The sequence below is a fragment of the Ectothiorhodospira sp. PHS-1 genome (assembly GCF_000225005.1).
Lineage (GTDB): Bacteria > Pseudomonadota > Gammaproteobacteria > Ectothiorhodospirales > Ectothiorhodospiraceae > Ectothiorhodospira.
The window spans coordinates 29,878-56,579 of record NZ_AGBG01000010.1 but is presented as its reverse complement, the minus strand read 5'-3'; the positions used below and the strand labels follow the sequence as shown (position 1 = coordinate 56,579).

23 protein-coding genes are annotated in these 26,702 nt (G+C 66.5%); 11 read left to right on the top strand and 12 right to left on the bottom strand.

What is annotated here, in order from left to right; translation table 11 throughout:
- Nucleotide 1: 1 nt before the first annotated feature.
- Both ECTPHS_RS06180 and ECTPHS_RS06175 read right to left on the bottom strand, forming a co-directional pair.
- Nucleotides 2-2,365 carry an ABC transporter permease gene (locus ECTPHS_RS06180; RefSeq protein ID WP_008931840.1) on the bottom strand — a complete coding sequence of 788 codons (2,364 nt, stop codon included), beginning with the start codon at nucleotides 2,363-2,365 and terminating at the stop codon, nucleotides 2-4.
- A complete protein-coding gene (locus ECTPHS_RS06175; protein ID WP_008931839.1) occupies nucleotides 2,365-3,081 on the bottom strand; it encodes an ABC transporter ATP-binding protein in 717 nt (238 codons plus the stop codon). The genes ECTPHS_RS06180 and ECTPHS_RS06175 overlap by 1 nt, the downstream gene beginning before the upstream one ends.
- A 201-nt stretch (nucleotides 3,082-3,282) precedes the next feature.
- Between ECTPHS_RS06175 and kaiC the strand changes: the two genes are divergently transcribed.
- Nucleotides 3,283-4,797: a circadian clock protein KaiC gene (gene kaiC / locus ECTPHS_RS06170; protein WP_008931838.1), complete on the top strand. Its 1,515-nt coding sequence runs from the start codon at nucleotides 3,283-3,285 to the stop codon at nucleotides 4,795-4,797.
- Nucleotides 4,798-4,955: 158 nt separating this feature from the next.
- Nucleotides 4,956-5,243 carry a circadian clock KaiB family protein gene (locus ECTPHS_RS06165; RefSeq protein ID WP_008931837.1) on the top strand — a complete coding sequence of 96 codons (288 nt, stop codon included), beginning with the start codon at nucleotides 4,956-4,958 and terminating at the stop codon, nucleotides 5,241-5,243.
- 6 nt (nucleotides 5,244-5,249) lie between these two features.
- Here the strand turns inward: ECTPHS_RS06165 and gshA are convergent, their stop codons facing one another.
- On the bottom strand, nucleotides 5,250-6,836 hold the full coding sequence (gshA, locus tag ECTPHS_RS06160; RefSeq protein WP_050814226.1) for a glutamate--cysteine ligase: 1,587 nt from the start codon (nucleotides 6,834-6,836) through the stop codon (nucleotides 5,250-5,252).
- 37 nt (nucleotides 6,837-6,873) lie between these two features.
- Here gshA and ECTPHS_RS06155 point away from each other — a divergent pair, with 37 nt between their 5' ends.
- From ECTPHS_RS06155 to fliL, 3 genes are all read left to right on the top strand, one after another.
- Nucleotides 6,874-7,722 carry a zinc-dependent peptidase gene (locus tag ECTPHS_RS06155; RefSeq protein WP_246828323.1) on the top strand — a complete coding sequence of 283 codons (849 nt, stop codon included), beginning with the start codon at nucleotides 6,874-6,876 and terminating at the stop codon, nucleotides 7,720-7,722.
- Nucleotides 7,723-7,725: 3 nt separating this feature from the next.
- Nucleotides 7,726-8,286: a DUF2058 family protein gene (locus tag ECTPHS_RS06150; protein ID WP_008931834.1), complete on the top strand. Its 561-nt coding sequence runs from the start codon at nucleotides 7,726-7,728 to the stop codon at nucleotides 8,284-8,286.
- A 65-nt stretch (nucleotides 8,287-8,351) separates the two neighbouring features.
- Nucleotides 8,352-8,780, top strand: coding sequence for a flagellar basal body-associated protein FliL (fliL, locus tag ECTPHS_RS06145; protein WP_008931833.1), 429 nt, complete (start codon nucleotides 8,352-8,354; stop codon nucleotides 8,778-8,780).
- On the opposite strand, the gene abc-f is transcribed toward fliL, so the two are convergent.
- Nucleotides 8,733-10,679: a ribosomal protection-like ABC-F family protein gene (gene abc-f, locus ECTPHS_RS06140; RefSeq protein ID WP_008931832.1), complete on the bottom strand. Its 1,947-nt coding sequence runs from the start codon at nucleotides 10,677-10,679 to the stop codon at nucleotides 8,733-8,735. The genes fliL and abc-f overlap by 48 nt on opposite strands.
- Before the next feature lie 200 nt (nucleotides 10,680-10,879).
- Here abc-f and ECTPHS_RS06135 point away from each other — a divergent pair, with 200 nt between their 5' ends.
- The gene (locus tag ECTPHS_RS06135) at nucleotides 10,880-11,818 is read left to right on the top strand and encodes a GGDEF domain-containing protein (protein ID WP_008931831.1); all 939 of its coding nucleotides are present in this window, start codon (nucleotides 10,880-10,882) and stop codon (nucleotides 11,816-11,818) included.
- Between the two features lie 42 nt (nucleotides 11,819-11,860).
- Here the strand turns inward: ECTPHS_RS06135 and ECTPHS_RS06130 are convergent, their stop codons facing one another.
- On the bottom strand, nucleotides 11,861-12,796 hold the full coding sequence (locus ECTPHS_RS06130) for a hydrogen peroxide-inducible genes activator (protein ID WP_008931830.1): 936 nt from the start codon (nucleotides 12,794-12,796) through the stop codon (nucleotides 11,861-11,863).
- A gap of 146 nt (nucleotides 12,797-12,942) precedes the next feature.
- On the opposite strand from ECTPHS_RS06130, the gene ECTPHS_RS06125 reads away from it, so the two are divergent.
- Nucleotides 12,943-14,379 carry an adenylate/guanylate cyclase domain-containing protein gene (locus ECTPHS_RS06125; protein ID WP_008931829.1) on the top strand — a complete coding sequence of 479 codons (1,437 nt, stop codon included), beginning with the start codon at nucleotides 12,943-12,945 and terminating at the stop codon, nucleotides 14,377-14,379.
- Nucleotides 14,376-15,461 carry a hypothetical protein gene (locus ECTPHS_RS06120; RefSeq protein WP_008931828.1) on the top strand — a complete coding sequence of 362 codons (1,086 nt, stop codon included), beginning with the start codon at nucleotides 14,376-14,378 and terminating at the stop codon, nucleotides 15,459-15,461. Before ECTPHS_RS06125 ends, ECTPHS_RS06120 begins: the two co-directional genes overlap by 4 nt.
- A gap of 5 nt (nucleotides 15,462-15,466) precedes the next feature.
- Here the strand turns inward: ECTPHS_RS06120 and ECTPHS_RS06115 are convergent, their stop codons facing one another.
- The 4 genes from ECTPHS_RS06115 to ECTPHS_RS06100 all read right to left on the bottom strand — a co-directional run bounded on the left by ECTPHS_RS06115 (nucleotide 15,467) and on the right by ECTPHS_RS06100 (nucleotide 18,857).
- Nucleotides 15,467-16,681 carry a TraB/GumN family protein gene (locus tag ECTPHS_RS06115; RefSeq protein ID WP_008931827.1) on the bottom strand — a complete coding sequence of 405 codons (1,215 nt, stop codon included), beginning with the start codon at nucleotides 16,679-16,681 and terminating at the stop codon, nucleotides 15,467-15,469.
- A gap of 92 nt (nucleotides 16,682-16,773) precedes the next feature.
- Nucleotides 16,774-17,754, bottom strand: coding sequence for a pentapeptide repeat-containing protein (locus tag ECTPHS_RS06110; protein ID WP_008931826.1), 981 nt, complete (start codon nucleotides 17,752-17,754; stop codon nucleotides 16,774-16,776).
- Between the two features lie 9 nt (nucleotides 17,755-17,763).
- Nucleotides 17,764-18,240 carry a Slp family lipoprotein gene (locus ECTPHS_RS06105; protein WP_008931825.1) on the bottom strand — a complete coding sequence of 159 codons (477 nt, stop codon included), beginning with the start codon at nucleotides 18,238-18,240 and terminating at the stop codon, nucleotides 17,764-17,766.
- A 62-nt stretch (nucleotides 18,241-18,302) separates the two neighbouring features.
- Nucleotides 18,303-18,857 (bottom strand): Slp family lipoprotein, encoded by a 555-nt coding sequence (locus tag ECTPHS_RS06100; RefSeq protein ID WP_040405290.1) that lies wholly within the window; start codon nucleotides 18,855-18,857, stop codon nucleotides 18,303-18,305.
- 116 nt (nucleotides 18,858-18,973) lie between these two features.
- Between ECTPHS_RS06100 and hrpB the strand changes: the two genes are divergently transcribed.
- Nucleotides 18,974-21,475 carry an ATP-dependent helicase HrpB gene (hrpB, locus tag ECTPHS_RS06095; protein ID WP_008931823.1) on the top strand — a complete coding sequence of 834 codons (2,502 nt, stop codon included), beginning with the start codon at nucleotides 18,974-18,976 and terminating at the stop codon, nucleotides 21,473-21,475.
- Between the two features lie 8 nt (nucleotides 21,476-21,483).
- On the opposite strand, the gene ECTPHS_RS06090 is transcribed toward hrpB, so the two are convergent.
- A complete protein-coding gene (locus tag ECTPHS_RS06090; protein ID WP_008931822.1) occupies nucleotides 21,484-22,341 on the bottom strand; it encodes an HDOD domain-containing protein in 858 nt (285 codons plus the stop codon).
- A gap of 67 nt (nucleotides 22,342-22,408) precedes the next feature.
- Nucleotides 22,409-23,665, bottom strand: coding sequence for a response regulator (locus ECTPHS_RS06085; protein ID WP_008931821.1), 1,257 nt, complete (start codon nucleotides 23,663-23,665; stop codon nucleotides 22,409-22,411).
- A 181-nt stretch (nucleotides 23,666-23,846) separates the two neighbouring features.
- Between ECTPHS_RS06085 and ECTPHS_RS06080 the strand changes: the two genes are divergently transcribed.
- Together ECTPHS_RS06080 and ECTPHS_RS06075 are read left to right on the top strand one after the other, a co-directional pair.
- Nucleotides 23,847-24,542, top strand: a complete 696-nt coding sequence (locus tag ECTPHS_RS06080; RefSeq protein ID WP_008931820.1) for an SDR family oxidoreductase — start codon at nucleotides 23,847-23,849, stop codon at nucleotides 24,540-24,542.
- A 4-nt stretch (nucleotides 24,543-24,546) separates the two neighbouring features.
- Complete coding sequence (locus tag ECTPHS_RS06075; RefSeq protein ID WP_008931819.1) at nucleotides 24,547-25,131, top strand: FKBP-type peptidyl-prolyl cis-trans isomerase; 585 nt, start codon at nucleotides 24,547-24,549, stop codon at nucleotides 25,129-25,131.
- A gap of 23 nt (nucleotides 25,132-25,154) precedes the next feature.
- On the opposite strand, the gene ECTPHS_RS06070 is transcribed toward ECTPHS_RS06075, so the two are convergent.
- Nucleotides 25,155-26,696: a bifunctional GNAT family N-acetyltransferase/carbon-nitrogen hydrolase family protein gene (locus tag ECTPHS_RS06070; RefSeq protein WP_040405289.1), complete on the bottom strand. Its 1,542-nt coding sequence runs from the start codon at nucleotides 26,694-26,696 to the stop codon at nucleotides 25,155-25,157.
- Between the last annotated feature and the right edge of the window lie 6 nt (nucleotides 26,697-26,702).

The window sequence follows — 26,702 nt, the reverse complement described above, 5'->3', positions numbered from 1 at the left end:
GTTATTCGTTGCTCTTGAGTGCGCTCACCATGTCCAGCCGCGCCAACCGGCGACCGATCAGGAGCACCGACAATACCGCCGCCAGCAAGACCCCGGCGGCGGAGAAGGCATAGGTGGCCGGGGTGATGACGAACGGTATCCGGAACAGGTCCATGCTCAGGGCCTGGTTCAGCAGCCAGGCAAACACCGTCCCCACGGCCCACCCCAGGGGGATGGCCAGCAGGGTCAGCAGGGCCATCTCGCCGATCAGGACCCAATTGACCTCACTCCGGCTGAGCCCCAGCACCCGCAGGGTGGCCAGTTCCCGCTCCCGTTCGGCAAAGGCGATGCGGGCGTTGTTGTAGACCACGGCGAAGGTGATGGAACCGGCCATCAGCAACAGGATACCCATCATGACCAGCACCGTGTCCTGGATATAGTCCCGGAACTGACGCTCCGCATCATCGATCATGCCGATCCCCGCCACCCGGGGCATCTCCCACAACCGTTCGAACAGCCGGTCCTGCTCGTGCTCGGCCACCATGAGCCAGGCCCCGGAGAGGGCCGGCCCTTCCCGCATCAGGCCGTTCAATGCCCGCCGCTCCATGTAGGCACTGACCCCGATGGGTTCATCCACCGTGCCCGCCAGGGGCACCTGCAGGGTACGGCGGTGCCCCTCCAGCACCTCCACGGTGATCCTGTCGCCGGGTCGCACTCCCAGATATTCCGCCAGATAGCCGGTGAGCAGCAGCCCCTCCGGCGGCAGGTGGACAGGCCGGTAATCCGCGTCCAGCAGGCCCCGCAGCCGGGGCCGGGCCTCCATGCCCTGGATCACGGTGCGATAGTCCCGGCGTTCGTGGATCAGGCGCACCGGAACCGAGCGATAGCCCTCCGCGTACTGCACGCCCGGCAGGGTCCGCAACTCGGCCAGAACCCGCTCCGGGGTGGGATCGGTGAAGCTCAGGTGCAGGTCCATCTTCATCACCAGCCGGTACTGGATGTCCAGCAGATGGTCCACCGCATTGAACTGGTAACTCCCCAGCAGCAGCAATCCGCCGGAGAGGGCGATGCCCAACATGGACATGAAGGCCTTGAAACGGTGTCGGGAGAGGTTGCGCACGATGATGCGGCTGGGCTGGGACAACAAGCGCCCCAGGGCCGACCGCTCCAGGAGGGAGTGCCGGAACCGTTCCGGTGCCGGTGGGCGCATGGCCTGGGCCGGCGGCAGGCTGACCGCCTGTCTCACTGCCCGCCAGGTACCCAGCAGGGCCGCCCCGGCGGCCACCGCCAGGGCCATCAGGATCACCTGGGGTCGAAGCCGGAAACGCATCTCGGGGAATCGGTAATATTCCGCGTAAACCCCGGCCAGCGCCTCCGCCGACCAGGACCCCAGCAGGATGCCCAGCAGGGTGCCCGTCACCACGATCAGGCCGGTGAGCAGACCGAAATGCAGGGCAATGTCCCGGTCGTGGTAGCCGAAGGCCTTGAGGATGGCCACCTGCTGGCGCTGGGTGCGGATGACGCGCCCCATGAGCACGTTGAGCAGGAAGGCGGCCACCCCCAGAAAAATGGCGGGCAGGACCACCGCCATCACCCGCAGCTGATCCAGTTCCTCGGACAGGAAGCGATGGGAGACCTGATCCTCCCGTCCCACGGCGCCGATGCCGCCGTAGGGGGCCAGCCGCAGGTCCAGGGCCTCGATCACCGCGGCCTCGATTGCACCGACTTGCAGGGACACCAGCACGCTGTTGAAGGCACCCTCCAGGTCCATGGCCTGGGCCAGGCCCCTGCGGTTCATCCACAAGACCCCGTAGCGCTGGTAGTCGGGCAGCAGATCCGCCGGCCCCACCTGGTAGATGAACTCCGGCGACAGGGCCACCCCGCTGATGATGAGCCGTTCCAGGCGGCCGTTGATAATGGCGGTGAGCCGGTCGCCGGGGTGCAGGTCATGGGCCTGGGCAAAGGGCTCGCTGATGACCACCTGGTCTGCCCGACCGGACTCGGGCAACCCACCCCGGCGCAGATACAGCCGGTTGAGATCGGGCTGGCGGCCGTCGGGCAACGACAGGATCATGCCCCGCACCGGTTCCTGGAATCCCGGCACTTCCAGCCGCACCGGCGCCTTGATCCGGGTCTGCACCCGGTTGACGCCGGGGATCGCCTCCAGGCGCGGGGCCAGCCCTTCCGGCGCCCGCCTGAGATCGGCCAAGACATCGGCAAACTGATGACTGTCGTAAAAGCGATCCTTGGACAGGGTGAGGGCATCCAGGGTGGTGACGGAGAGGATCAGTACCATGATGCCGGCGGCGATCACCACGGCAATGGCGGCCACCTGCCCCTTGAGCCGGGCCAGATCACGCAACAGCTTGCGGTGGATGGCCCGCATCACCACACCAGTTGATCGGGAGACTTGCGGATCGGGTTATCCTCCACCGACTGCACCCGGCCATCCGCCAGCCGGATCACCCGATCCGCCATCTCGCCGATCACCGCGTTATGGGTGATCACCGCCGTGGTCGTTCCCAGTTCCCGGTTGACATCCTGGATCACCCGCAGAACCCGAATCCCGGTACGGGAATCCAGGGCACCGGTGGGCTCATCGCACAGCAGCACGTCAGGCCGCTTGGCCACGGCACGGGCAATCGCCACCCGCTGCTGTTCCCCGCCGGAGAGTTGGGCGGGAAAGTGATCCATGCGGTCCTCCAGCCCCACCAGGGCCAGGGCTTCTTCGGGCGACATGGGGTCGCGGGCGATCTCGGTGACGATGGCCACGTTTTCCCGGGCGGTGAGGCTGGAGATGAGATTGTAGAACTGGAACACGAACCCCACATGGTGTCGCCGGTACCGGGTCAGTGCCCGGTCGTCGGCCCGGACCAGATCCTGGTCCCGGTAGCGCACCTCGCCGCCGTCGGCATGATCCAGGCCACCCAGGATGTTGAGCAGGGTGGACTTGCCGGAACCCGATGCCCCCAGCATCACCACCAGTTCACCGGCATGGAGTGTCAGGTCCACCCCCCGCAGGGCGTGGATACGGACCTCGCCCATCAGGTAGGTCTTGGTGACCCCTCGGGCCAGGAAGACCACTTCGCGCTTTTCGTCCATAGATAGTCTGAAGATAGCGGCTCTTGAATCACACAGCCCGTGGAGGCAGTATCCCTGACCATAAAGACCCCACTCAAGGGATGCTTCTGCATGATCCAGTCATAGTGACGGCACCCAACGGATCCTTCCCACGCAGGCGGGAATCCAGTCAAGCAACGGCGCGACACTTTCTTGAAACTCAAACACCGGAGATCTCCATCCGTGACCACGGCAAATCCTGAAACCGCCGCCACCGGCATTCAGGGACTGGACTTCCTGCTGCAAGGCGGCCTGCCGCGCGGCCGCCCCACACTCCTGCGCGGAGGACCGGGGACGGGCAAGACCGTCATCTCCCTCACCTTTCTTTGCCACGGTATCCGGCAGGGGGAGAACGGGGTGCTGGTCACCTTTGACGAATCCCCCGAGGCCCTGATCCGGCATGCCGCCGGATTCGGCTTCGCCGCCGACCGCTTCATCGAAGAAGGACGCCTGCGGATTCTGGACATGCGCCCCGATCGCAACGAAGTGGTCGGCGACTACGTGGAACTCACCACCGTCATGGCGCGTATCGATCACGCCCTGCAAAAGACCGGCGCCCAGCGCCTGGTGGTGGATGCCATGGACGTGCTGGAGGGGGCCTTTTCCGCCGAGATCTCCCTGCGCGGCGAGCTGGCCCGGGTGTTCGACTGGCTGCGGGAATGCCGGGCCTCATCCCTTATCACCATTGGTGAACAGGAAGCGTTCACCACGCGCTACGGCCTGGAAGATTACGTGGCAGACTGCGTGATCGCCCTCAAGCAGGACCTGGACCACCGGGTCATGACCCGACTGCTGCGGGTCGTCAAGCGCCGCGGCGGTGGCCACGGCACCAGCGAGGCACCCTTCCTGCTGGATGGCGATGGGATTTTCATGATCCCGGTGACCGGATCGGTACTCCGCGCCCGGGTGTCCGATGAACATTTTTCCACCGGCATTCCGGGCCTGGACGCCATGCTGGGCGGCCAGGGACCTTATCGGGGCTCCACCCTGCTGTTCTCGGGCCAGGCCGGCACCGGCAAGACCAGCATGGCCACCGCCATGACGGTCAACGCCTGCGAGCAAGGCAGAAAGGTGCTCTACATCAGCTTTGAGGAGAGCGTGGACGAACTGGTCCGCAACCAGTTGAGCATCGGCGCCGACCTGCGCCGACACACCGAGGGGAGCGAGGCCGACCGCCGCCTGATCCTGCAACCGGTGCGTGCCGTGGAGCTGGGGCTGGAGGAACACCTGATGCGCATCATGCGTTCCATTCGCCGCCATCAGCCCGATCTGGTGGTGCTGGACCCCATCAGCAGCCTGGCCACCCGTCGCACCGGCGACAGTGCCAAGGACATGCTGCTGCGCCTGATCCACCTCATCAAGGAGGCGGGCATCACCGCCGTGGCGACGGAACTGCTCGCCGATGACAGCCAGGGTGTGAGTCACCTGGATGTCTCCTCCATGATCGACGTCTGGATCAAGTTGCGGCGCCATGAGAACAACGGCGAGATGAATCGCCTGATCACCGTGGTCAAGGCACGGGGTCTGCCCATCTCCAGTCAGGTGAAGGAGTTCCGTTTCACCGACCAGGGGCTGGTGATCGAGGACCCGTACATCGGTGAAAGCGGCATTGCCTATGGTACGGTCCGCGAGGCACGCCAGTCCGAGGACGAACAGGTGATCGAACAGCTGCACACCGAGCTGTCCCGGGCCATGTAGCGACGCCATGAACTGGATGAGATCAACGCCGCGGCGGAACGGCTGGCACGGGCGGAAAGGGATAGCCGGGCGCTGGACATCAAGCGGGAGATCGCCGGGATCGAACACCGTCTGGCCAATATCCAGCGGGCACGCTCCGCCATCTCCAGGAGCCGTCAATGACCACCGGCCACTACCAGCTCAGGCTCTATATTGCCGGCATGACCCCGGCGGCAAGGCGGGCCATCGAGAACCTGGAAACCCTGGCCAGGGAACTGGGACGGCAGGGGGAACAGGTGGAGATTCAGGTGGTGGACATCATTGAGCGTCCGCAACTGGCGGAAGACGAGCGCATCCTGGCCACCCCGGTGGTGATCCGCAAGCTGCCGCCCCCCATCCGCCGGGTGGTGGGGGACCTGTCGGAGCAGGAACGGGTGCTGGTGGGCCTGGACATTCGCCCACTCTGAAAGGGCCTATCGAAAATAACGCCGCAGATACTCGGGGAAGGACACGTCATCCTCGGCCTCCATGCGCCGCTGCCGCGCCAGGGACTCCCGGGCCTCGGCCTCCAGCATTGCCTCCCTCGCCGGATCAAGCCCCGCGTCCCGCAGCCGGGCCGCATGGGCCAGGGACATCTGCCGGGCAAACTCGTGGAAGCCCTGCTCGTGCTCGCACATCAGGGCCAGCATGCGTGCGGAAGGCGTCAGCGCCGCATCGGCCACCTTGGCCTGTTGCTCCGCCAGGGATCGGGAATAGGGCTGTTCCGCATGGCCGTCATCCAGCACCCGGCACAAGGGCACCATCTGCTCCAGTACCTCGGCGGCCCAGACACGCAGCGGTACCCGCTCATCATTGCGCATGAGCTGCAGCGACGGGTCCCTGCCCCGGTGGGCGGTGGCACTCTGGTTGTGATCAATGGCAAAACGCTCCAGCTCGCCGATGGGCGGGCTGTCCAGCAGCAGGGCATGGATCATGAAAGCCTCCAGGAAACGAAGCTGGGACTCATTGACACCCAGGGGATCAAAGGCGTTCACGTCCACCGAACGCAGTTCCACATAGGCCACACCGCGCCGCTCCAAGGCCACCGTGGGCCGTTCATCCCCTTCCGTCAGGGGTTTGGGACGCACGGTACTGTAATATTCGTTCTCGATCTGCAGGATGTTGGCATTGAGCTGGCGGTATTCGCCGTCCACCTCCACACCGATGCGGGCATACTCCGGCGATGGGGTATTGATGGCGTGGGACAGGCCACGGACATAGCCCTCCAGGCTATCGTAGTTGGCCTTGATGCCGCTTTCTTCTTCCTTGCGGTTCTGATACCCGATGTCTCCCATGCGCAGGCTGGTGGCCCAGGGTTCATAGCAGGTGCTCTCGTCGAACTCCGCCAGGGTGGTGGGCTTGCCGGCGAGGAAGGATCGGCACACCGCCGGAGAGGCACCGAAAAGATATGGGATCAACCAACCCAGGCGCTGCAGGTTGCGGATCATGCCGAAATAACCGCGGTCGCGGAACCGGCGGGCATCTTCGCCCGGCACCCCGAGTACCTGCTGATAGATGGGCCAGAAACAGTCCCCCATGGAAAAATTGAAATGCACCCCGGCGATCACCTGCATCAGGCGGCCGTAACGGTGCCCCAGGCCCAGACGATAGACGGTCTTCATGCGCCCGGCGTTGGAATCGCCGTAGCGGGCCACCGGAATCCCCTGCTCCCCCGCCAGCACGCAGGGCATGCTGGTGGCCCAGAGGTATTCAGTGCCAATGCGGGGATAGGTGAAGGCGTGCAGATCCCTCAGGAAGGCCAGCGCCTCGCCCGGAGTGTCACAGGGCGGAGTGATGAACTCCAGCAGGGCTTCGGAATAGTCGGTGGTGATCCAGGGGTGGGTCAGCGCCGCCCCCAATGCCCTGGGGTGGGGGGTGCGGGCGATGCTGCCGTCCGCGTCCACCCGCAGGCTCTCCTTTTCCAGACCGATGCGGGTACCCCGCAGGCATCGGGCACCGCCCAGGTTCAGGATCTGCTGCAGGCGTGTTTCACAGTGGGTGTACAACGTCGACGTCTCCATGGGGCCTTCCTGAATACCCCATCATCATACTATGGTCATGGCTGAAAACTTCAGTGTCACGCGCCATAATGCCCCGATTCGCCCCGACCTGGCGCAGCCCCGCATGATCCCCCTGTTCAAATCCTGGCGCAGACACCGCACCCTGGCCCGGGCGCCCATCCCGGACAGTCTCTGGCATGCCGGACTGGCGGCCCAGCCCATGCTCATCGGCTTCAATGGTGCCGAGCGGGCGGAACTGCGCCGCCTGGCCACCCTGTTCCTGGACGAAAAGCACCTCCACGGCACCCATGGCCTGGAGATCACGCCCGCCATGGCCCTGCATATCGCCCTGCAGGCATGCCTGCCCATCCTCCGGCTGGGTATCGACTGGTACGACCAGTGGTCCACCATCATCGTCTATCCGGACGACTTCCTGCCCCGACGGGAGATCATGGACGATGACGGCATCCTGCACCTGGACGAGAGTCCCTACAGCGGCGAGGCCTGGGAACGGGGACCGGTGCTGCTGTCCTGGGCGGCGATGGCCGCGGGGGAGCCGCTGGCCATCCATGAATTCGTCCATACCCTGGACCTGCGCAACGGCGTGGCCAACGGCATGCCCCCCCTGCACCCGGAAATGTCCATCCAGGACTGGACCCGGGCCATGAGCAGGGCCTACGATGAACTCCATGCCCGGCTGGACCGGGACGAGCCGGTGGAACTGGACCCCTACGCGGCCAGTGATCCGGGTGAATTCTTTGCCGTGATGAGCGAGTATTTCTTTGCCGAACCCTGGACCCTGGCGCAATCCTGTCCGGATGTCTACGGGCAATTCCGCCAATTCTACCGTCAGGACCCGTTGGCCAGGCTGCCGCGGGGTCCCGACATCTTGGACGTTAAGGAGTAAGACATGACCCAGAGCCTCCGCGAGCAGTTGCTCCAGGCCGGACTGGTCACCGAAGAACAGGTCAAGCAGGTCGAGCAGGCCAAGGCCCCCAAACCCCGTCAGGGCGAACGAGGGGGACCGCGCAACGGCAAGCCGGGCAAGGGTGGCGGCCACGGGGCCGAGCCCGGACGCCGGGACCCGCGGACCCGGAACCGCAGGCCCGGCAAGCCTCAGGAGCAGACACCTCGCGGCACCCCCCGAAGACAACAGGCTGCGGCGGCGGCACCTCGGGCCGCAGCCGCTCCCGATGCCCGTGCTCTCAAGCAGCAGCTCAGGGCACTGGTGGCCGCCCATCGGGTGAACAAGGAAGACGCCGACGTGGCCTACCATTTCCAGGTGGGCACCACCATCAAGCACCTCTACGTGACGGCCGAACAGCAGGCGGCCCTGGCGGAAGGGCGACTGTGCATTGCCTTTCTGGATGGCCGCCGCAACCTGCTGCCCGTGGAGCAGGGTCGCGAGATCCTGCGCATCGACCCAAGCCGCACGGTGATCTTTCCCGGCGATGACGACGCCAACCCATGACCCGGCCGCTGCATCGGAATCGACCGGGGCCGGGACCCTCACGGCCATTAAGACAGGCTCAAGACATGCGACGCCAAAGAACCAAGCCGACCGCTTTTCTCACGGCCCTGCTGCTGATCGCCCTGACGGGATGGCACGCGGCGGCCTGGGCCGCCCCCTCCGGCGGGGGCGCCACCTGGCCGGGCTATATCCCCTTACAGCCGGCCCTGGTGGTGAACCTGGACAACCCCCGGCGGGCCCAGTATCTACAGCTCAATGCCCAGTTCTATGTGGAGACGGCACAGGAGGCCCAGCTGGTGGAACATCACATGCCGGTGATCCGTCATCACCTGATCCTGTTCTTCGGCGGCCGTGATCCGGAGCAGGTACAGGCCGCCGCGGTCAGGGAGCAACTGCGCACCGAGGCCCTGGAGACCCTGCGCCAGGTCATGACCGAGCACACCGGCTCACCGGCCGTCAGTGGACTTTATTTCACCGGCTTCATCGTGCAGTGAGTCCGGCATCGCCGACTCCAGGGCCTCGCAGGCCTCCAGCCAGGCGGATTCCACCTCGGCCAGCCGCCGGGCGGTTTCCGCCTGACGCCCCAGCAATGACTGCAGGCGCTCCCTGGCAGATGCCTCATAGATCGCCGGGTCCGCCAGGGCCTGATCCAGGGTCTGCTTTTCCCGCTCCAGGGTTTCGTGTTCCCGCTCCAGGCGCTTCACCTGGTCCCTCAGGGGCTTGAGCCGCTGCCGGAGCGCCGCCTCGTCCCGCTTGCGCGCCTTGCGCGCCGCCGCGCCCTGTTCCCCACCGGGCTCCCGGGCATCACCGCCCCCCTGGGTCCGCTCCCGGGCCGCCAGCCAGTCCCGGTAATCGTCCAGGTCGCCCGCAAAGGTCTGCGCGCCGCCATCGGCCACCAGCAGGAATTCATCACAGACACTGCGCAGCATGTGCCGGTCATGGGACACCAGCACCACCGCCCCCTCGAAATCCTGCAGGGCCTGCTCCAGGGCATGACGCATGTCCATGTCCAGGTGGTTGGTGGGTTCGTCCAGCAGCAGCAGGTTGGGTCGCTGCCAGACCAGCAGGGCCAGCACCAGCCGGGCCTTTTCCCCGCCGGAGAAAGGCGCCACCGGGGCCAGGGCCTGATCCCCCACGAAACCGAAACCACCCAGAAAATTGCGCAGTTCCTGTTCCCGTATCCGGCTGTCCAGTCGCTGCAGATGCAGCAGGGGGCTGGCCTGGGGGTCCAACTGCTCCAGCTGGTGCTGGGCGAAATATCCCACCGCCAGATCGGGCGACGGCTCCCGGGTGCCGGTCAGGGGTGCCAGGTCGCCGGCCATGATCCGGATCAGGGTGGACTTGCCGGCCCCGTTGGGGCCGAGCAATCCCAGGCGAGCCCCCGGGTGCAGGGAAAATTTCACTGCCTGGATCACCGCCGTGCCGCCGTATCCGCCGGCCACCCGATCCAGCTTCAGCAGGGGATCGGGTAACCGCGCCGGTTCACGAAAGGCAAAGCGAAACGGCGAGTCCGCGTGGACCGAGGCCACCCGGGTCATGCGTTCCAGAGCCTTGAGACGGCTCTGGGCCTGGCGCGCCTTGCTGGCCTTGGCCCGGAATCGGGCCACGAACTTCTCCATGTGCTCGATTTCCCGCTGCTGGCGCTCGTGCAGCGCCTGCTGACGGGCAAGGGCCTCCGCGCGGGCCAGCTCGAAGGCGGAGTAGTCGCCGGTGTAGAGCCGGATGCCGCCCTGTTCGATATGGGCCACATGGGTCACCACCCGGTCCAGGAAGTCACGGTCATGGGAGATCAGCAGCAACGTGCCCGGATAGGCGGCCAGCCACTGTTCCAGCCACAGCACCGCTTCCAGATCCAGGTGGTTGGTGGGTTCGTCCAGCAGCAGCAGGTCCGACCGGCACATGAGGGCGCGGCCCAGGTTCAGGCGCATGCGCCAGCCGCCGGAAAAGGAAGCCATGGGACGCCGTTCGTCCCCCGGCTGGAAACCCAGGCCATGGAGTAGCCGGCCGGCCCGACTTTCCGCGGTCCAGGCGTCGATGGCGTCCAGGCGGGCATGCAATTCCCCCATTCGGGTGCCCTCCCCGGCGGCCTGCGCCCGAGCCAGTTCCTCCTGTAGTCGACGTAGTTCCTCGTCACCGTCCATCACATAATCCAGGGCGCTGCGCTCGCTGCCTTCCACCTCCTGGGCCACATGGGCGATGACCCAGTCCGAGGGCAGACTGCATTCCCCCTGGTCGGGGGCCAGTTCCCCCCGTAGCAGGGCAAACAGGCTGGACTTGCCGGTGCCGTTGGCGCCGGTCACGCCCACCCGCCAGCCCGGGTGAATGGTGAGATCCGCGTCCTGGATCAGGACACGGGTGCCGCGCCGGAGAGAGAGATGTTCGAGTCTGAGCATGGCGTCGGAGTGTATCAGTCCGCCCGGGCGGACCGCAGCACGACTTTCCGGCACCGATGGGAAAATCCGGCCCACGGCGGCGTCATTTTTCCGCCACACATCCACCTTAAAAACTCAAATATATGTTTTTAATTAAAAAAATTAGTGGCATGGAATTCGCTTAACTGTTTGCACAGAGGAACAGCGCCGAGACAGGACCCATGATCCGTCACATCATCCAGGCCCCGATTGAATCCCGATACCAGGCAGGCAATGCCGTGGTCAAGACCCCGCGTTTCCTGGGTGGCCCCGTCACCCCCCCCGGCCCGGCCGAGCTGATCGACACCCCCAGGCTGCTGCACCGGCTGCAGACCACCCTGGACCTGGACGAACTGATGGATATCTTTTCCAACTCCATCGCCTGGCGTATTCCCCATGACGGCCTGACCTTCGACCGCGAAGACCGGGGCATCCATCTGAGCCGTGGGCGCCTGTCCCGGCACAGCTGCCGCTACCACCTGATGGTGGATCAGCATGAACTGGGAGAACTCAGGCTGCTGCGGGGACGCAAGTTCCGGGAATCGGAGCTGGCCGCCCTTGAGGAGGCCCTGACCGCGCTGATCTATCCGCTGCGTAATGCCCTGCTCTATCACGAAGCCCTGCAGGCCGCCCAGACGGACCCGCTCACCGGTCTGCAGAACCGGGCCGCCATGAACCGGGCCGTGGAGCGTGAACTGGCCGTGTGCCGCCGCACTGCGCAGCCCCTGGCCATGCTGGTGCTGGACGTGGACCATTTCAAGCGCATCAATGACCATCATGGCCATCATTCCGGCGATCAAGTGCTGATGGCGGTGGCGCGGCGTCTACAAGAGGTGACCCGCAAGAGCGACATGGTGTTCCGCTTCGGGGGCGAGGAGTTCGTCATCCTGATGGCCGGCACCGACACCCAGGCCGCGGCCCAGGGTGCCGCCCGCGTCCATGAGGCCATCCGCAACCACCCCCTGCCCCTGGGGGACGGGGGCCACGTGGAGGTCACCGCCAGCATCGGCTTGACCGCCTACCGGGAGGAAGATACCCCCCACAGCCTGTTCCAGCGGGCAGACCAGGCCATGTACCGGGCCAAGCAGACCGGCCGCGACCGGATCGAATGGGCGGACTGAGCGGACTGAGCGGACTGAGCGGACTGAGCGGACTGAGCCGACTCAGGCGACGCCCCTGATACGCTCCAGGCAGGGCACATGGGTCTCCAGGATGGCCTGCCGGATCACCTCGATGGCACGCGGGCGCGGGAAACTGCTGCGCCAGGCCAGGGCCACCTGGCGCTCGGGGACGGGGTCATTGAAACGCCGGATGGCCAGCAGGTGCTGGGCATAGCGATCGGCCCCTGCCGCTGAACAGGGCAGGATGGTGACCCCCATGCCGGTCACCACCATGTGACGAATGGTTTCCAGGGAGCTGCCTTCCACCGAATGCTGGATGCGGTTGCCCGAGGACACCACGGAGTGACAAGCGGGACAGACCCGCAGCACCTGCTCCCGGAAACAGTGTCCCGCCCCCAGCAGCAACAGGTTTTCCTCGGCCAGTTCATCGATGTCCAGTTTCTGCCGGCGGGCCAGCGGATGATCCGCCGGCAGTACGGCGACGAAGGGTTCGGCATACAGGGGCAGGGTCACCACCCCCGGCTGCTCGAAGGGCAACGCCACAATGATGGCGTCCAGATCCCCCTGCCGGAGTCCCTCGGCCAGCCGAGCCGTGTAGTTTTCCTCGATGATCAGGGGTAGTTGCGGTGCCCGACGGTGCACCTCCGGCACCAGGTGGGGGAGCAGATAGGGGCCGACGGTGTGGATGGCGCCCAGGCGCAGGGGGCCGGCCAGCTGGTCCCTGCCCTGGCGCGCCAGGTCTACCAGAGTATCCACTTCTTCCAGGATGCGCTGGGCCTGCTGTGCCACTTCCTCGCCCACCGGGGTGATGGAGACCTCGGTCTTGCTGCGTTCGAACAGCATCACCCCCAGTTCCTCCTCCAGTTTCTTCACCGCCACGCTCAGGGTGGGCTGGCTCACATGACAGGCCTCGGCGGCCCGGCCAAAGTGCCGCTCCCGCGCCACCGCCACGATATAACGCAATTCTGTCAGGGTCATGAGATCATCCCGTCATTGATCAACCAGAGGCGTCGCTGCTGCCCTCCGAGTGTAACCCAGCGCATCGGCAAGTCATCCTGTCCGATCCAGAACCCGTGATATCATCACGCCATCCATATCGCCACCCCCATGTCTCCGAGACCGCCATGGCATCTCCCTTCCTCAGGCTGAGGCGCCATCTCAACGCATATCGGCCGGCCCCACTCCCGGTTGCCCACAAGCTTGGCCTGAGCATTTCGCTGCTGATCATCGGTTGCGTGGCCCTGCTCGGCCTGGTGATCATCAACCAGCAGAGCCGGCTCCTCCATGAACAGATGGATGGCTTCGGCCAGGCCATGGTGGAACAGCTGGCGGCCACCTCCAGGGAACTGGTGCTGGCCGACGACAGCCTGGCCCTGAATGCTCTGATCATCAATCTGGCCGGCAGCCCCAGGGTCATGGGGGCTGCCGTCTACCATCGGGACGGGCAACCCCTGGCCCGTGCGGGACTGGTACCGGAACATCCGGATCAGTCGGTGACGGCCCCCCATCATCCCCAGGTCGCCGGTTATGCGGGCGACATCCTGTTTCAGGATGTCCAGTTGGGCAGCGCGGTGGTGACCCTCAGTCAGGCGGAGCAGCATACGGCCGTGCGTCATGCCGTCACCGCCATCGCACTTTCCACCCTCATCATCAGCCTGCTGGCAGGAATTGCTGCCTTTCTCATGGGCAAGCACATGTCCCGTCCCATTGATCAGCTGATGCTCGCCACCCGGGCCATCGGCGCCGGAGATTACCACTACCGGCTGGAAACCCGACGCCGGGACGAGATCGGACAACTGATGACAGCCTTCAACCGGATGGCCCGGGGACTGGAGGAAAAGTCCCAGGTGGAGGGGGCGCTGAGCCGCTATGTCTCGGTCGGCGTAGCACGCAAGATCATGAGCAATCTGGATCAACTGGAGTTGGGCGGCCATCAGGTGGAGGCTTCCGTACTGTTTGCCGACATTGCCGGCTTCACCTCCCTGTCGGAGCAGTTGCCGCCCGATCAGGTGGCACGACTGCTGAACGAGTATTTCAGCTACGTGAGTCGCATCGCCCATTGCTACCGAGGTACCATCGACAAATTCCTGGGTGATGGGGTGATGGTGGTGTTCGGTGTCACCGAGGAAGACCCGGACCACCGTTTCCATGCCATCGCCTGCGGGGTGATGCTGCAGCGACTGGTATCCCGGCTGAACCGGATACGGGTCGCCGCCGGTCAGTTGCCGGTGCGCTTCCGGGTGGGCGTGAACAGTGGTCTCATGCTGGCGGGCAACATGGGGGCGGACGATCGCATGCAGTACACGGTGGTGGGGGACACGGTCAATCTGGCGGCTCGCCTGATGGGTTCGGGAGACCCGGGCCAGGTCATCATCCCGGCGGCCCTGATGGAGGACACCGCGCTGGCAAGGGCCCTCCACACCCGACCCCATGGCTATCTGTCCCTGCGCGGCAAGGAGGCGCCGGTCCATACCTGCGTGGTCGAGGACGTGGGCGAGCCCCATCGCCCGCTGATGGAACGGCATATCCATGGGCTGATCACCGGGGAATCCCTCTCATGACCCTGCTACGGACCCTCGTGCCGTTGCTGCTCGCCCTGGGGCTGACGGGTTGCGCCATTGTGCTGATCCAGCCCTACAGCCCCGAACAGCGCCTGCAACTGGCCCTGCAGCGAGGTGACATCGTCCTGGTGCGGGAAATCATGACCACCCTGCCGGCGAACGAGGATGATCCCGACCGGGCCGCCCTGCGGGCCTGGCTGGAGCGGGCCGAACGACACATGGAGCAGGCCATGCTGATGCAGGCGGCCGGACATCTGCGGCGGGAACAGTGGACCCAGGCCCAGGCAAGTTACGACCATGGGCTGGCGGTGCGCCCCGACAGCGAGATCCTGAGGGCGGCCCGGGCCCGTGCCCTCAAGGAACAGCAGGAGCATCTCCAGCACCTGCGGGTCAGACTGCTGCTGTCCCAGGGGCGTGCCCTGGCCAGTCTCAAGCCCCTCTATGCCCAGATCCTGCGGGCCGATCCCGACGACCCGTCGGTACAACAGGCATCGGCCCAGGCGCAACAGGATGCCGGGCAGGTGGCCGAGGGCCTGCTGCAACTGGGCCTGTCCGCCATGGACGAAGCCGACCTTGCCCTTGCGGTGGAAGCCCTGAGCCTGTCCCAGGCCCTGGTTCCCGACCCGGCGGCGGAAGCGGCGCTGCAGTCGGCCCAGGCCGCACAGACTCGGCAACAGGCCCTTGAGCGGCGGGCCCACCAGGCCCAGTTGCAGGCCCAATGGGCACAACGCACCCAAGTGCTGTTCAGCAATTTCGAGGGTGCAATGGAAGCCGGCGACCTGCCCGCGGCCCGGCGTCACCTGCTGGCACTGGAACAGGCCCAGCCCCGGGATGCCACGGTGCGACGCCTGCGTCGGGAACTGGCCAAGGCGGTGGATGCGGAGGTGACCCTGGGACTGGAGACGGGACGGCGCCTGTATCTGGACGGCAAGATCCCGGAAGCCCTGGAAACCTGGCGCAACCTGCTGGAGCTGCGCCCCGACCATCCGGACCTGCAGGCGCACATCAACCGCGCGGAGCGGGCCCTGGAGTCCCTGCGCCGCCTGGAACCCGGCGGCCCCGGGGCCACCGGCACGCCATAGACGGGTCAGCTCCCCAGCAAGCGCTCGGCGATGCGAAAGCCCGCCGCGTAGGTGCCGATGGCCGAACCCAGGGTGGTGAACAGGAATACCAGCAGCACCCGCGAAACCCGGTTCCTCCACCAGCCCCGCAAGTGGGCGGTGTCCTGTCGCAGTCGGGAGAAATCCCCCACCGTGGGCTTGCGCAGGAAGGTTTCCACCGCCGCGGCCACGAAACCGACCCCGATGGTGGGATTGAGGGAGGTGAGCGGCGCGGCCAGGGCGGCGGTGATCACGGTGATCGGATGCCCGCCGGCAATCAGGCCGCCGATGCCGGCCAGGGTGCCGTTGATGAGCACCCAGTCCCTCACCAGCTGCCAGCCCAGATCCGGATTACGGCTGAAACCCAGGATGAAGCCCGATATCACCAGGGCCACGATCAGCCAAGGCAGAACCTTGGGCCACAGGGCGGGGGGGGGCTCCTGATCCAGCCGCTGGATCAGCGTCGCCGGAGATTCGGTGACGGTGCCGACCAGGGCCTGGCGGATACCCTGCAGATGACCCGCCCCCACCACGGCCAGGATGTGCCGGTATTGCCCTTCCCGGGCCTCCTGTCGGAGACGGGCGGCCATGTACTCATCCCGTTCCTGGATCAGGGGCGTGTAGAGGGCCCGGGATTCCTCGGCGAACTGGGTGAAGGTGGATTCCAGCACGTCACCCTGCTTGAGGCGCTCGATTTCCTCCTCCGAGATCTTTTCCTTGCTCACCACACTGGCCATCAGGCCCGTGAACAGGTTCATGCGCCGCCACCAGGGGACGTTGCGGTAGCAGCGCTTGAGGGTGGTGCCCACTTCCCGGTCGATGAGCAGTACGGGCAGGTGAGCGGCACGGGCCTCGTCAATGGCCGCCCGCATCTCGGCACCGGGCTCGATGTCGAACTGCTCCGCCAGGCGCTGCTGATAGGCCCCCAGGGCCAGGCTGGCGGTCACCATGGGGACCTTGCCCTGGCGCAGCACCTGGAACAGATTCATCCGTGACAGGGCGTCCGGATCCAGAATGGCATGATGGCGGCTGGGGCATAGCTCCACCGCCACCGCATCGAAATCCCCGCTCCGCAGCAACCAGCTCACGGTATCGGCGGACACCCGGGAGACATGGGCGGTACCCAGTACCGTGATCCGGGTACCGTCAAGGGTCAGGGTGAACCGGGGTTCATCCGCGGAAGAAGCGACTTGAAGATCCATGCAGGGTGTCCAGGACGTGAAACGGAAGACGGCCCCGATGGGCCGGGGTCGTCACCATAGCAGGGTGACCGGGGTTAGACCATCCTCGGCAGTCAGGGCTCCAGACACGTCCCCACGGAACCGGCGGCACAGATCCTGCCATCCACCCAGACCGCCCGTCCGAGGTTGGCGCCGGAGAGGTCCGCCCCGCTCGGGTCGGCGCCCCGCAGGTCGGCATGGCTCAGGTCCGCCCCTGTCAGTCGTGCCCGGACCAGGCGGGCCTCCACCAGGATCGCCCCGGTGAGCCGGGCCTCGCTCAGGTCGGCGTCCGTGAGACGGGACTGACGCAGGTCGGCATAGCTCAGGTCCGCACCGACCAGGCGGGCTTGCTCCAGACGCCCGGCGAGTAGATCCGCATTGCTGAGCACGGCCCCGCTCAGATCGGCCCCGCGCAGGTCGATCCCCACCATGCGGCAGTAGCTCCAGTTCACCCCGGGCGCGGCGGGGGCCAGACAATCCGGTGGTGGCGGCGGCGGCATGCGTCCCGACGAAGCCACCCACAGCCCGGCCAGCAGGAGCACTCCCAGCACCCCGCCCACGCCCCAGACCACCCAGGGCCTGGGAGGACGGTCACGGGCAGGTCGTTCCAGAAGCTCCGCCCTTTGCTGACGGAAATTCAGGATCTCAGCCGGTTCGGGCCGACGTCGATCCTGACTTGCGCGGGCTTGCAGGGGCACCTCGTCCTCCCCTTCCGGCGTCTGCGTGCGCCGCTCCCGCAGGCGTTCATCCTCCCGCAGACGGGCCTGCAGGAGCCGCAATCGGCCCTCCGGAGAGTGGGTATCCAGCAATTCCTCGGGCACCAGATGGGGGTGCTCGGCGATGCACTTCCAGTGCTCGCCGTCGGTGCTGATCTGATCCTCGATATCCAGGCGACCCAACAGCAGGTAACAGGATACCAGGCGACCGGGATGGGGACCGCTGACCCGGCCGTCGCGGCGCGTGAACCACAACTGGTGACCACTGTCCTTGGAGGCGTCCATGGGGGAGATATTGACGCCGTTGGCACCGGCAACGCAAGCCGCAGGGCAGCCCATGGGGCCGGGTCAGTTCCTGAAGATGACACCGATGCCGATGTTGAAGCGGGGACCGGCCGGGGCCGGCGTCACCTGCTCCCGGGGCCAGAGGTGAAATTCCTCCACCGCCACAAGGGGATAGAGGTAGGGCGATTCCCCGACCTTGCCCGATATCGTGCCCTCGATCCGGCCGGTCACGGTCAGGCGCCGGCCGGGCTCGAAGTCCACGGTCTCCAGATAGCCGGGAACATGGGCCAGGAACCGGCCCTGAGGCATGCGGGTGGTCGCGGGGCCCTGGCCACGGTCGAGGGGATAGCCCAGCACCTCGAACTCGGTGACGTCCGCCAGGTTGCGGGCATGGACGATGACTCCACCCCATAGCACCCGGGTACCGGCCGGCACCCCGGCATCCCGGACCGCCGCCACCGGTGTCAGGTCGGCATCCACCCCACCGGCATCGAAGCGGGGGCCGGTGGCGCAACCGGCAAGGAACAGCAGGAACGACATCGGCAGCCACCACGGGAGCACTCCCCGGGGCGACGTTTTCCTGGCAAGGGCATCATGCATCATCAGTACCGCCATGGCCGGTAGTAGGGGTGATGGAAGGGATACCAGGGATCATACAACGGAGAATGGAAGGGTGGCGGATAATGGTAATAGGGATCGCGAACCGGCACCGGCCGCGGGGCCCACAGGTGGGTGCCGATGGTCCGGACCAGGGGGAAGGCATACCGGTACTCACCGATGGGTCGATGCACCACCCCGTCCAGTCGACCGGTGACGGTGAACTCCCTGCCCTCGGCATGGACCACCGGGTCCAGAAAACCCTGGACATGGGCCAGAAAACGCCCCTCGCTCGCATCCACTTCCCGGGGGCGCCCCCGCCCGTCCAGGGGTCTGGCCACCACTTCCACCAGGGTGTGCTCCGGACGGTTCTCCACCGCGGCGATCACGCCGCCCCAGCGCACCTCCCGTCCCTGCCAGCCCTCGGGGTCGGCCCGCACCACCGAAAGCACCGGGATCTCCTCGGGGACATCGGCAATGGCCGCGGGAGGCCGGGACGCGCAGCCGCTCAGCAGGACACCGCAAAGCAGCAGGACAAACATCCAGATGCCGTATCTCATGGACCTCACCTCACGCACGGGCAATCCCCGCCACGGCCGGCATACCCGGTACAGGCCGACATGGCGTTAGAATCCGTGTTTCCTTCGACAGCCCAGCGGCAGAAACATTCCCCGTCATGCCCCACCCTCCCCAGCCCATTGATACCGTCCTGCCCCAGGTCATGCAGGCCCTTGCCGAGCAGGGTGCCGCCGTGCTGCAGGCCCCGCCGGGGGCCGGCAAGACCACCCGGGTGCCCCTGGCGGCCCTGAATGCCCCCTGGTGCACCGGCACCATCCTGATGCTGCAGCCACGACGGCTGGCCACCCGGGGCGCGGCCCGGTTCATGGCCGAATTGCGCGGGGAGGCGGTGGGCGAAGCCATCGGCTATCAGACCCGGCTGGAGCGCCACATCGGTCCCCGCACCCGGGTGCAGGTGATCACCGAAGGCATTCTCACCCGCCGCCTGCAGCAGGACCCCGCCCTGGAGGGGGTGAGCCTGGTGATCTTCGATGAATTCCATGAACGCAACCTGGCTTCGGATCTGGGACTGGCCCTGTGCCTGCAGTCCCGGGGCCTGCTGCGGGAGGATCTGCGGATACTGGTGATGTCCGCCACCCTGGACGTGGCCCCGGTGGCCCGGCTCATGGGCGACGTACCGGTGATCCATAGTGAGGGACGCCGATTCCCGGTGGACATCCGGCACCTGGAACCGTCGCGACGGGGTCATGCCGATCTGGAAACACGGATGACCGCGACCCTGCGGCAGGTGCTGACGGAGGAAGCCGGCAGCGTGCTGGCCTTCCTGCCCGGACAGCGAGAGATCGAGCGGGTGGCCCAGGCCCTGGGCGGCACCGACCTGCCCACGGACGTGAACATTCACCCCCTCTACGGCAACCTGCCCCCGGAAGCCCAGCAGGCGGCCATCGCCCCCTGCCCCGCCGGACGCCGCAAGGTGGTGCTCACCACCGACATCGCCGAAACCAGCCTGACCATTGATGGCGTGCGGGTGGTGGTGGACAGTGGCCTGGCCCGGCGGCCCCGGTTCGACCCCGCTTCCGGTCTGACCCGACTGGAGACGGTTCGCATCAGTCGCGCCTCGGCCATCCAGCGCAGCGGGCGGGCGGGCCGCCTGGAACCCGGCGTGTGCCTGCGCCTGTGGACCACCGGTGACGAAGCCGCCATGCCGGAACACAGTCCGGCGGAGATCCTGGAAGCGGATCTGGCCCCCCTGGCCCTGGAACTGGCCCGCTGGGGCGCCGATGCCGGGGAGCTGGCCTGGCTGGACCCGCCGCCGACGGCGGCAATGGCCCAGGGCCGTGATCTGCTGCAGAGACTGGGGGCGCTGGACGATGACGGACGCCTGACCGCCCATGGCGAGGCCATCGCCGCCCTGGGGACCCATCCCAGGCTCGCTCATCTGATGCTCAGTGGTCGCCGCCTGGGACTGGACACCCTGGCCTGCCGGTTGGCGGCCCTGCTAGAGGAACGGGACATCCTCGGCGGCCTGGACGGCCCCGCCGAGGCGGACGTGCATCTGCGGCTGGAAGCCCTGGAGGGTCGCGGCGTACCTGGTCACCGGGTCCACCGCGGCGGTCGGGAACGGGTGCTGCAACAGGCACGGCGCTTTGCCGCCGCCCTGGCGCGCCGCCCCCCTCCCCCGTCCGAGGGGCCGGCCCCGCCCCGGGAACCCGCCGGACTGCTGCTGGCGCTGGCCTATCCGGACCGGATCGGACAACGTCGTCCCGGCGGCGAGGCCCGTTACCGGCTCTCGGGAGGGCGCGGGGCCGCCTTCAGTCGCCATGAATCCCTCTCCGGCCAGGAATGGATCGTGGTCCCCAACCTGGACGGTGCCGGACGGGAGGCACGGATCTTTCTGGCCGCGACGCTGGACCGGCAGGACCTGGAGGTCCATCTGGTCCGGCTCATGGAGCGACGGCAACAGGTGGTCTGGGACGGCCGGGCCGGGGCCGTCACTGCGCGGCAGGACATCCGCCTGGGGGCACTGACCCTGGAGACCCGACCGCTGTCATCACCGGACCCGGAGCGGATCCGCGCCGCCCTGCTGGAGGGCATCCGGGACACGGGACTGGCCTGTCTGCCCTGGAGCCGGGACACGCAAGGGCTGCGGGAACGGGTGAACTTTCTGCACCGAACCTTGGGACCCCCCTGGCCGGATCTGTCGGACGCGGTCCTGCTGCAAGGCCTGGAAGATTGGCTGGGGCCCTGGCTGGAGGGCATGAGCCGGCTGACCCACCTGGACCGCCTGGACCTGACGGCCATCCTGCGCGGCTGCCTGGACTGGCCGCTGCCCCAGGAGTTGGACCGGCTGGCCCCCACCCACCTGTCCCTGCCGGGGGGACAGCGGGTCAGGCTGGATTACGGCCAGGGGGAGGTGCCGGTGCTGGCGGCCCGCCTGCAATGGCTGTTCGGCATGAGGGAAACCCCCTGCATCGCCGGCGGCCGGGTCCCGCTGCTGGTGCATGTGCTGTCACCGGCCCAGCGACCGGTCCAGATCACCCGCGACCTGGCCGGTTTCTGGACACGGACCTATCCGGACGTGAAGAAGGATCTGAAGGGACGCTATCCCAAACACGCCTGGCCGGACGATCCCCTGGCAGAGACCCCGGGCCGGCGCTGAGCAACGGGTCAGGACGGGTGCAGGACCAGGGCCTCCACCTCCACCACCTGCTGCTGGGCCCGTTCGATGAGGGAGCGCACCACGCCGGGTTCCAGACCGACCCGCTCCCAGACCCGGGGATCGATCGGCGGGGCATCGCCGGGGTCCTGGGTATCCAGTTCGGCCATGTGGGCCACGCTGTTGGCAATGTGGACCAGGGCCACCTCCACGGGATGATCCGTGGCATTCATGGGTTCGTGGTGATAGCGGATGCAGTCCTGAAGCTTTTGCGGCAGATTGAGGCGGGCCGCCAGCGCCCCACCCACCTGGGCGTGATCATGACCGAGGATCTTGCGCTCGGCTTCGTGGGGCGGCAGGGTAGTCAAATGCTGCAGGCCCAGCAGGAAGGCCTCATGGGCCTCGTCCGGCTCCCGATTGAAGATCAGCAACCGGCCGATGTCATGGAGCAGGCCGGCGATGAACATGGTCTCGCCGTGACGCAGGGTCAGGTCTTCGGCCAGGATCCGGGCAATGAGGCCGCAATAGACACTGTGCCGCCAGAAGGCCTCCATGGACATGAGTTCGTTGGGGATGCGGTCAAAGGCCCGGCCCACGCTGGTGGCCAGCACCAGATCCCGGATCTGGGAGGTCCCGATCACCGCCACGGCGCGGGTGATGGTCTCCACCCGATGGGACAGACCGTAGAAGGGACTGTTGGCCAGTTGCAGCAGACGAATGGTCAGGGCCGGGTCCTGGCTGATCAGGCGGCCGATATCCGCCGCCGTGCTGTCCGGGTCATTGACCATGGCATTCAGGCGCACCGCCACCGCCGGCAACGAGACCAGTCCCGTGGCTTCTTCCACCAGTTGTTCGATGCTCAGTGACATGCTCACCCCCGTCGTGGTTGCCCACCTATCATACACCCGGGAACCCGGGCCGCCATGTCGGCATCGCTCATCCCAGCAGGGTTCCCAGCCAGAATGCCAGACCCAGCGCCGCAAGCCCCCCCGCCGAAACGATCAACCAAAGCCGGCGGCGCCGGGCACGGCTGCGCTCCTCTTCCCACCGCGCCACCGATTCCGCACCCTTGCGATCGCTTCTGGAGGTCTCCCCCATGCCGGCGAAGGGCGCGGGGGCCGGTTGTTCTGCGCCCGCCGACGGCGAAGCCTCCGCCGGCGCCCGGGGGGCTGCTTCGGCGACCTGGGCCATGACCTGAGCCAGCCGCGTCTCCAGTTGCCGACAACGTTCCTCCAGCTGCTGCTCCCGCTCCCGGTGGGCGCCGCGCAACCGCCCCGCATCCGCCCGGGCCTCGTGCACTTCCTGATGGGCAGCGGCCAGCGCCTGTTCCAGCTCTTCCAGACGGCGGCTGACACTCAGTAGCTCATCCTCCGCCTGCAGACGGGCCAGTTCCTCCGCCTTGATCCGGGCTTCCTGATTGCGTGCCTGACGATCGGGGCCATCCCCTCGCCCGCGGGCTTGGGCCAGTTCCGTGGCCGCCTGCTCCAGGTCCCGATTCAAACCCTGGATACGCGCCTCCAATTCGTTGTTGCGGGCCTGATGCTGTTCCAGCGCCGCCGTCAATCGCTGCTCACCGGCACGGGCCGTGGCCAGGGCCTGTTCCTGCTGTTTCAGACGCACCTGCATTTCCCGTTCATCCGAGGTCTGCTGGCGCAGCATCAGTTCGGTGCGCACCTGCTTGAGTTCCTTCTCCATCTGGTCCCGCGCCTTGAGCGCCGCCGCGGCCTGGCTCAGGGCCTGAGACAGCTGATCACGCAGGGACTGTAGTTCCCCCGCCGGAGCCGGCGCGACCGCCGGGGACGGAGCCCCCAATAGTCGCTCCGTGAGCTTGAGCACCGCCTCGCCACGAAACGGCTTTTTCAGCATCTCGTCGGCGCCATGCTCGCGGACCCGTTGCGCGGTGCCCACGTCATCCTCGTTGCCGGTCACCACCACCACCGGCAGCTTCCGGATGCGCGCATCCTCGCAGTCACGCACCCGCTTGAGCAGGCCGTAACCGTCCAGTTCGGGCATGGACAGATCGGTGAAGATACCGGCAATGGCGGACTCGCTCCGCAGCAGGCGCCAGGCCGCTTCCCCGTCCTCGGCCTCGAGCACCTGATAACGGGGACTGAGAATCTTGTTCAATGCCTTTCGCATGACCCTGGAATCATCCACGACCAGAATCGTGACTGCATGCGCTGATGAACCCATCGATCCTTTCTCCTGCCCGACATGAGCATTGCTGTTGTTTTAACGGTTGAGTGTAGCGCCTGACACCCCGGGTTGCCCTTCGACTGGTCAGTGCACGGCCTCCTTCCGTCGGTCGCTTGATCCCTTGCGGCACTCAAGCCATTATCGGTCAGGTCATTTTCGTGCTGAAGGAGAAACCAGCATGACGGAAACCGTCGTCATCACAGGTGCCAATCGGGGCATCGGACTGATGTTTGCACAGCAGTACGCCGAGGCGGGCGCCCGGGTGCTGGCCGCCTGTCGCCACCCGGAGCAGGCCCGGGAGCTGAGCCGACTGGCCGCCAAGACCCGGGGCCGGGTCAGCGTACACCCCCTGGATGTCACCAATCCGGCGCAGATCCAGGCGCTGGCGGGCATCCTGACGGATACGCCGGTGGACATCCTGATCAACAATGCCGGCAGCTATGGTCCCGCGAGTGCCTTCGGCGACACGGACGTGGAAGGGTGGCTGGAGACCTTCCAGATCAATACCGTGGCACCGCTGAAGATCATGGAGGCCCTGGTGGAACCGGTGGCCTCTGGTCGGCGGCGCCTGATGGTGAACATCTCCAGCAAGATGGGCAGCATGGCGGACAATGGTTCCGGCGGTTCCTACATCTACCGTTCCACCAAGGCGGCCCTGAACGCGATCACCGTCAGTGCGGCGCGCGACCTCAAGGCACGGGGCGTCACGGTGGTGGCCCTGCACCCCGGCTGGGTGCAGACGGACATGGGCGGCCCCAATGCAGAGATCACCACGGAGCAGAGCGTGACCGCCATGCGTCAGACCATCAGCCATCTCACCCTGGCGGACAGCGGCCGGTTCATCGACACCGACGGCAGCGACATCCCCTGGTGACCCGGTGCTGAGTCTGCTGCGCAATGTGCTGTTCCTGGCGGCCCTGAGCCTGGTGCTGCTGGTGGCCCTGTTCCTGGGCGCCCGCAGTTGTGGGGTGACACCGGAACAGGTGGAAGAAGCCCGTCTGCTGGTGGAGATGAACATCGAGGACGGCGAGGCCTATCGCAGCCGCAACGGCCGGCGGGACGGCGTGGTGACCCTGTCCAGCGGCCTGCAGGTGGAGATGCTGGCCCAAGGTGACGGACCCGTGCCGACCCTGGAAGACCGGGTGGTGGTGCATTATCAGGGCCTGCATCTTGACGGACGGGTGTTCGACAGTTCCTGGCGCCGGGCGGTGCCGTCGGTGGTGGCGGTGAAGGACACCATCCCCGGCTGGCGGGAGGCCCTGGTGAACATGCCCGCGGGCAGCCAGGCGCGGCTGGTGGTGCCCCACTGGCTGGCCTACGGCGAGGGCCGGGCCGGCGCCGTCATCGGGCCGGGGGAAACCCTGATCTTCGAACTGGAACTGCTGGAGGTGCTACCCCCCGCCGAGCCGGAGGCGCCACCGCCGGCGGACCCCATGCAGCAGACGGTACCGGGGATCGGCTGAAAGCCGGCCCCCGGCCCTTGTCCTCAACGCTTCCAGCGCACCTCATACAGATCCAGCCGCCGATCCACCAGGTTGCGCACGGCGCCGTGGGTGCGCAGTTCCTTGAGATTGTCCAGATCCAGGTCGGCGATCAGGGTCATCTCGGTGTTGGGGGTGGCCTCGGCGGCCACCGCGTCATGGGGGAAGGCGAAGTCCGAGGGCGTGAACACCGCCGCCTGGGAATACTGCATGTCCATGTTCTCCACCTTCGGTAGGTTACCCACGCTGCCGGAGATGACCACATAGCACTCGTTCTCGATGGCCCGGGCCTGGGCACAGCGACGCACCCGCAGGTAGGCGTTCTTGGTGTCGGTCCAGAACGGCACGAACAGGATCTGCAGACCCTGGTCCGCCAGCAGGCGGGGCAACTCGGGGAACTCCACGTCGTAGCAGATCAGGATGCCGATCTTGCCGAAGTCGGTCTCGAAGATGCGAACCTCGTCCCCCCCCTTCAGGCCCCAGTAGGATCGCTCGTCCGGGGTGATGTGCAGCTTGTACTGCTTGTCCCAGCTACCGTCCCGGCGGCACAGGTAGGAGACGTTGCGCAGTTCCCGACCATCGTACTCGGGCATGCTGCCGGCGATGATGTTGATGTTGTAGGCCAGGGCCAGGTTGACCATCTCCTGGCGCAGGGTGTCGGTGTAGTCGGCCAGATGACGCACCGCCTCGGCGGTGTTGTCCTGGTTGAACTGGCCCATCAGCGGACCATTGAAGAATTCCGGAAACAGCACCACGTCGGCCTGATAGCCGGACACCGCGTCGACGAAATATTCCACCTGCTGCAGCAGTTCGTCGAGGGATTTCAGCGGCCGCATCTGCCACTGCACCGCCCCCACCCGCACCACCTGCTTGGTGGCGCCGATCAGGGTTTCCTTCTCCTCGTAGTAGATATTGATCCACTCCAGCAGGGTGGCGTAGGCGTGGGATTCCTTGTCGTCGGGCAGGTAGTCGTTGATGATCCTGCGCACATGGAAGTCGTTGGACAACTGGAAGGTAAGCACCGGGTCGGTGACCTCATGGGACTTCACCAACTCCACATACTGCTGGGGGCTCATCTCCTCCCGGTAACGGGCATAGCCGGGGATGCGGCCGCCGGCGACGATGGCCCGCAGGTTGAGCTTTTCGCACAGTTCCTTGCGGGCGTCGTAGAGACGGCGCCCCAGGCGCATGCCCCGGTATTCCGGGTCCACGAACACGTCCACGCCGTAGAGGGTGTCGCCGTCCGGGTCATGGGTGGTGAGAAAACCCTTGCCGGTGATCTCCCAGTATTTGTGACGGTCGCCCCAGCGCCGGTAGTCCACGATCAGGCTGATGGCCGCCGCCACCACCCGGCCGTTGTCCTCGATGCAGATCTGGCCTTCGGGAAAGCGCTGGATCTGGGATTCGAACTGCTCCCGACTCCAGGCGCCGTCCAGATTGGGATAGACGGCCTCCATGATGTGATGGATGTCGTCGTAATCGGCCAGACAGGTGTTGCGCAAAAGCAAGCGATGCGAGTCGTATTCCGTGTCGCGGGACTCAGGCATGGGGAC

Bases quoted from the DNA above. Each gene is read 5' to 3' on its own strand.
- ECTPHS_RS06180 (WP_008931840.1), bottom strand. From the start codon at position 2,365: ATGCGGGCCATCCACCGCAAGCTGTTGCGTGATCTGGCCCGGCTCAAG.
- ECTPHS_RS06175 (WP_008931839.1), bottom strand. From the start codon at position 3,081: ATGGACGAAAAGCGCGAAGTGGTCTTCCTGGCCCGAGGGGTCACCAAG.
- ECTPHS_RS06165 (WP_008931837.1), top strand. From the start codon at position 4,956: ATGACCACCGGCCACTACCAGCTCAGGCTCTATATTGCCGGCATGACC.
- gshA (WP_050814226.1), bottom strand. From the start codon at position 6,836: ATGGAGACGTCGACGTTGTACACCCACTGTGAAACACGCCTGCAGCAG.
- ECTPHS_RS06155 (WP_246828323.1), top strand. From the start codon at position 6,874: ATGGCTGAAAACTTCAGTGTCACGCGCCATAATGCCCCGATTCGCCCC.
- ECTPHS_RS06150 (WP_008931834.1), top strand. From the start codon at position 7,726: ATGACCCAGAGCCTCCGCGAGCAGTTGCTCCAGGCCGGACTGGTCACC.
- fliL (WP_008931833.1), top strand. From the start codon at position 8,352: ATGCGACGCCAAAGAACCAAGCCGACCGCTTTTCTCACGGCCCTGCTG.
- abc-f (WP_008931832.1), bottom strand. From the start codon at position 10,679: ATGCTCAGACTCGAACATCTCTCTCTCCGGCGCGGCACCCGTGTCCTG.
- ECTPHS_RS06135 (WP_008931831.1), top strand. From the start codon at position 10,880: ATGATCCGTCACATCATCCAGGCCCCGATTGAATCCCGATACCAGGCA.
- ECTPHS_RS06130 (WP_008931830.1), bottom strand. From the start codon at position 12,796: ATGACCCTGACAGAATTGCGTTATATCGTGGCGGTGGCGCGGGAGCGG.
- ECTPHS_RS06125 (WP_008931829.1), top strand. From the start codon at position 12,943: ATGGCATCTCCCTTCCTCAGGCTGAGGCGCCATCTCAACGCATATCGG.
- ECTPHS_RS06120 (WP_008931828.1), top strand. From the start codon at position 14,376: ATGACCCTGCTACGGACCCTCGTGCCGTTGCTGCTCGCCCTGGGGCTG.
- ECTPHS_RS06115 (WP_008931827.1), bottom strand. From the start codon at position 16,681: ATGGATCTTCAAGTCGCTTCTTCCGCGGATGAACCCCGGTTCACCCTG.
- ECTPHS_RS06110 (WP_008931826.1), bottom strand. From the start codon at position 17,754: ATGGGCTGCCCTGCGGCTTGCGTTGCCGGTGCCAACGGCGTCAATATC.
- ECTPHS_RS06105 (WP_008931825.1), bottom strand. From the start codon at position 18,240: ATGTCGTTCCTGCTGTTCCTTGCCGGTTGCGCCACCGGCCCCCGCTTC.
- ECTPHS_RS06100 (WP_040405290.1), bottom strand. From the start codon at position 18,857: ATGAGATACGGCATCTGGATGTTTGTCCTGCTGCTTTGCGGTGTCCTG.
- hrpB (WP_008931823.1), top strand. From the start codon at position 18,974: ATGCCCCACCCTCCCCAGCCCATTGATACCGTCCTGCCCCAGGTCATG.
- ECTPHS_RS06090 (WP_008931822.1), bottom strand. From the start codon at position 22,341: ATGTCACTGAGCATCGAACAACTGGTGGAAGAAGCCACGGGACTGGTC.
- ECTPHS_RS06085 (WP_008931821.1), bottom strand. From the start codon at position 23,665: ATGGGTTCATCAGCGCATGCAGTCACGATTCTGGTCGTGGATGATTCC.
- ECTPHS_RS06080 (WP_008931820.1), top strand. From the start codon at position 23,847: ATGACGGAAACCGTCGTCATCACAGGTGCCAATCGGGGCATCGGACTG.
- ECTPHS_RS06070 (WP_040405289.1), bottom strand. From the start codon at position 26,696: ATGCCTGAGTCCCGCGACACGGAATACGACTCGCATCGCTTGCTTTTG.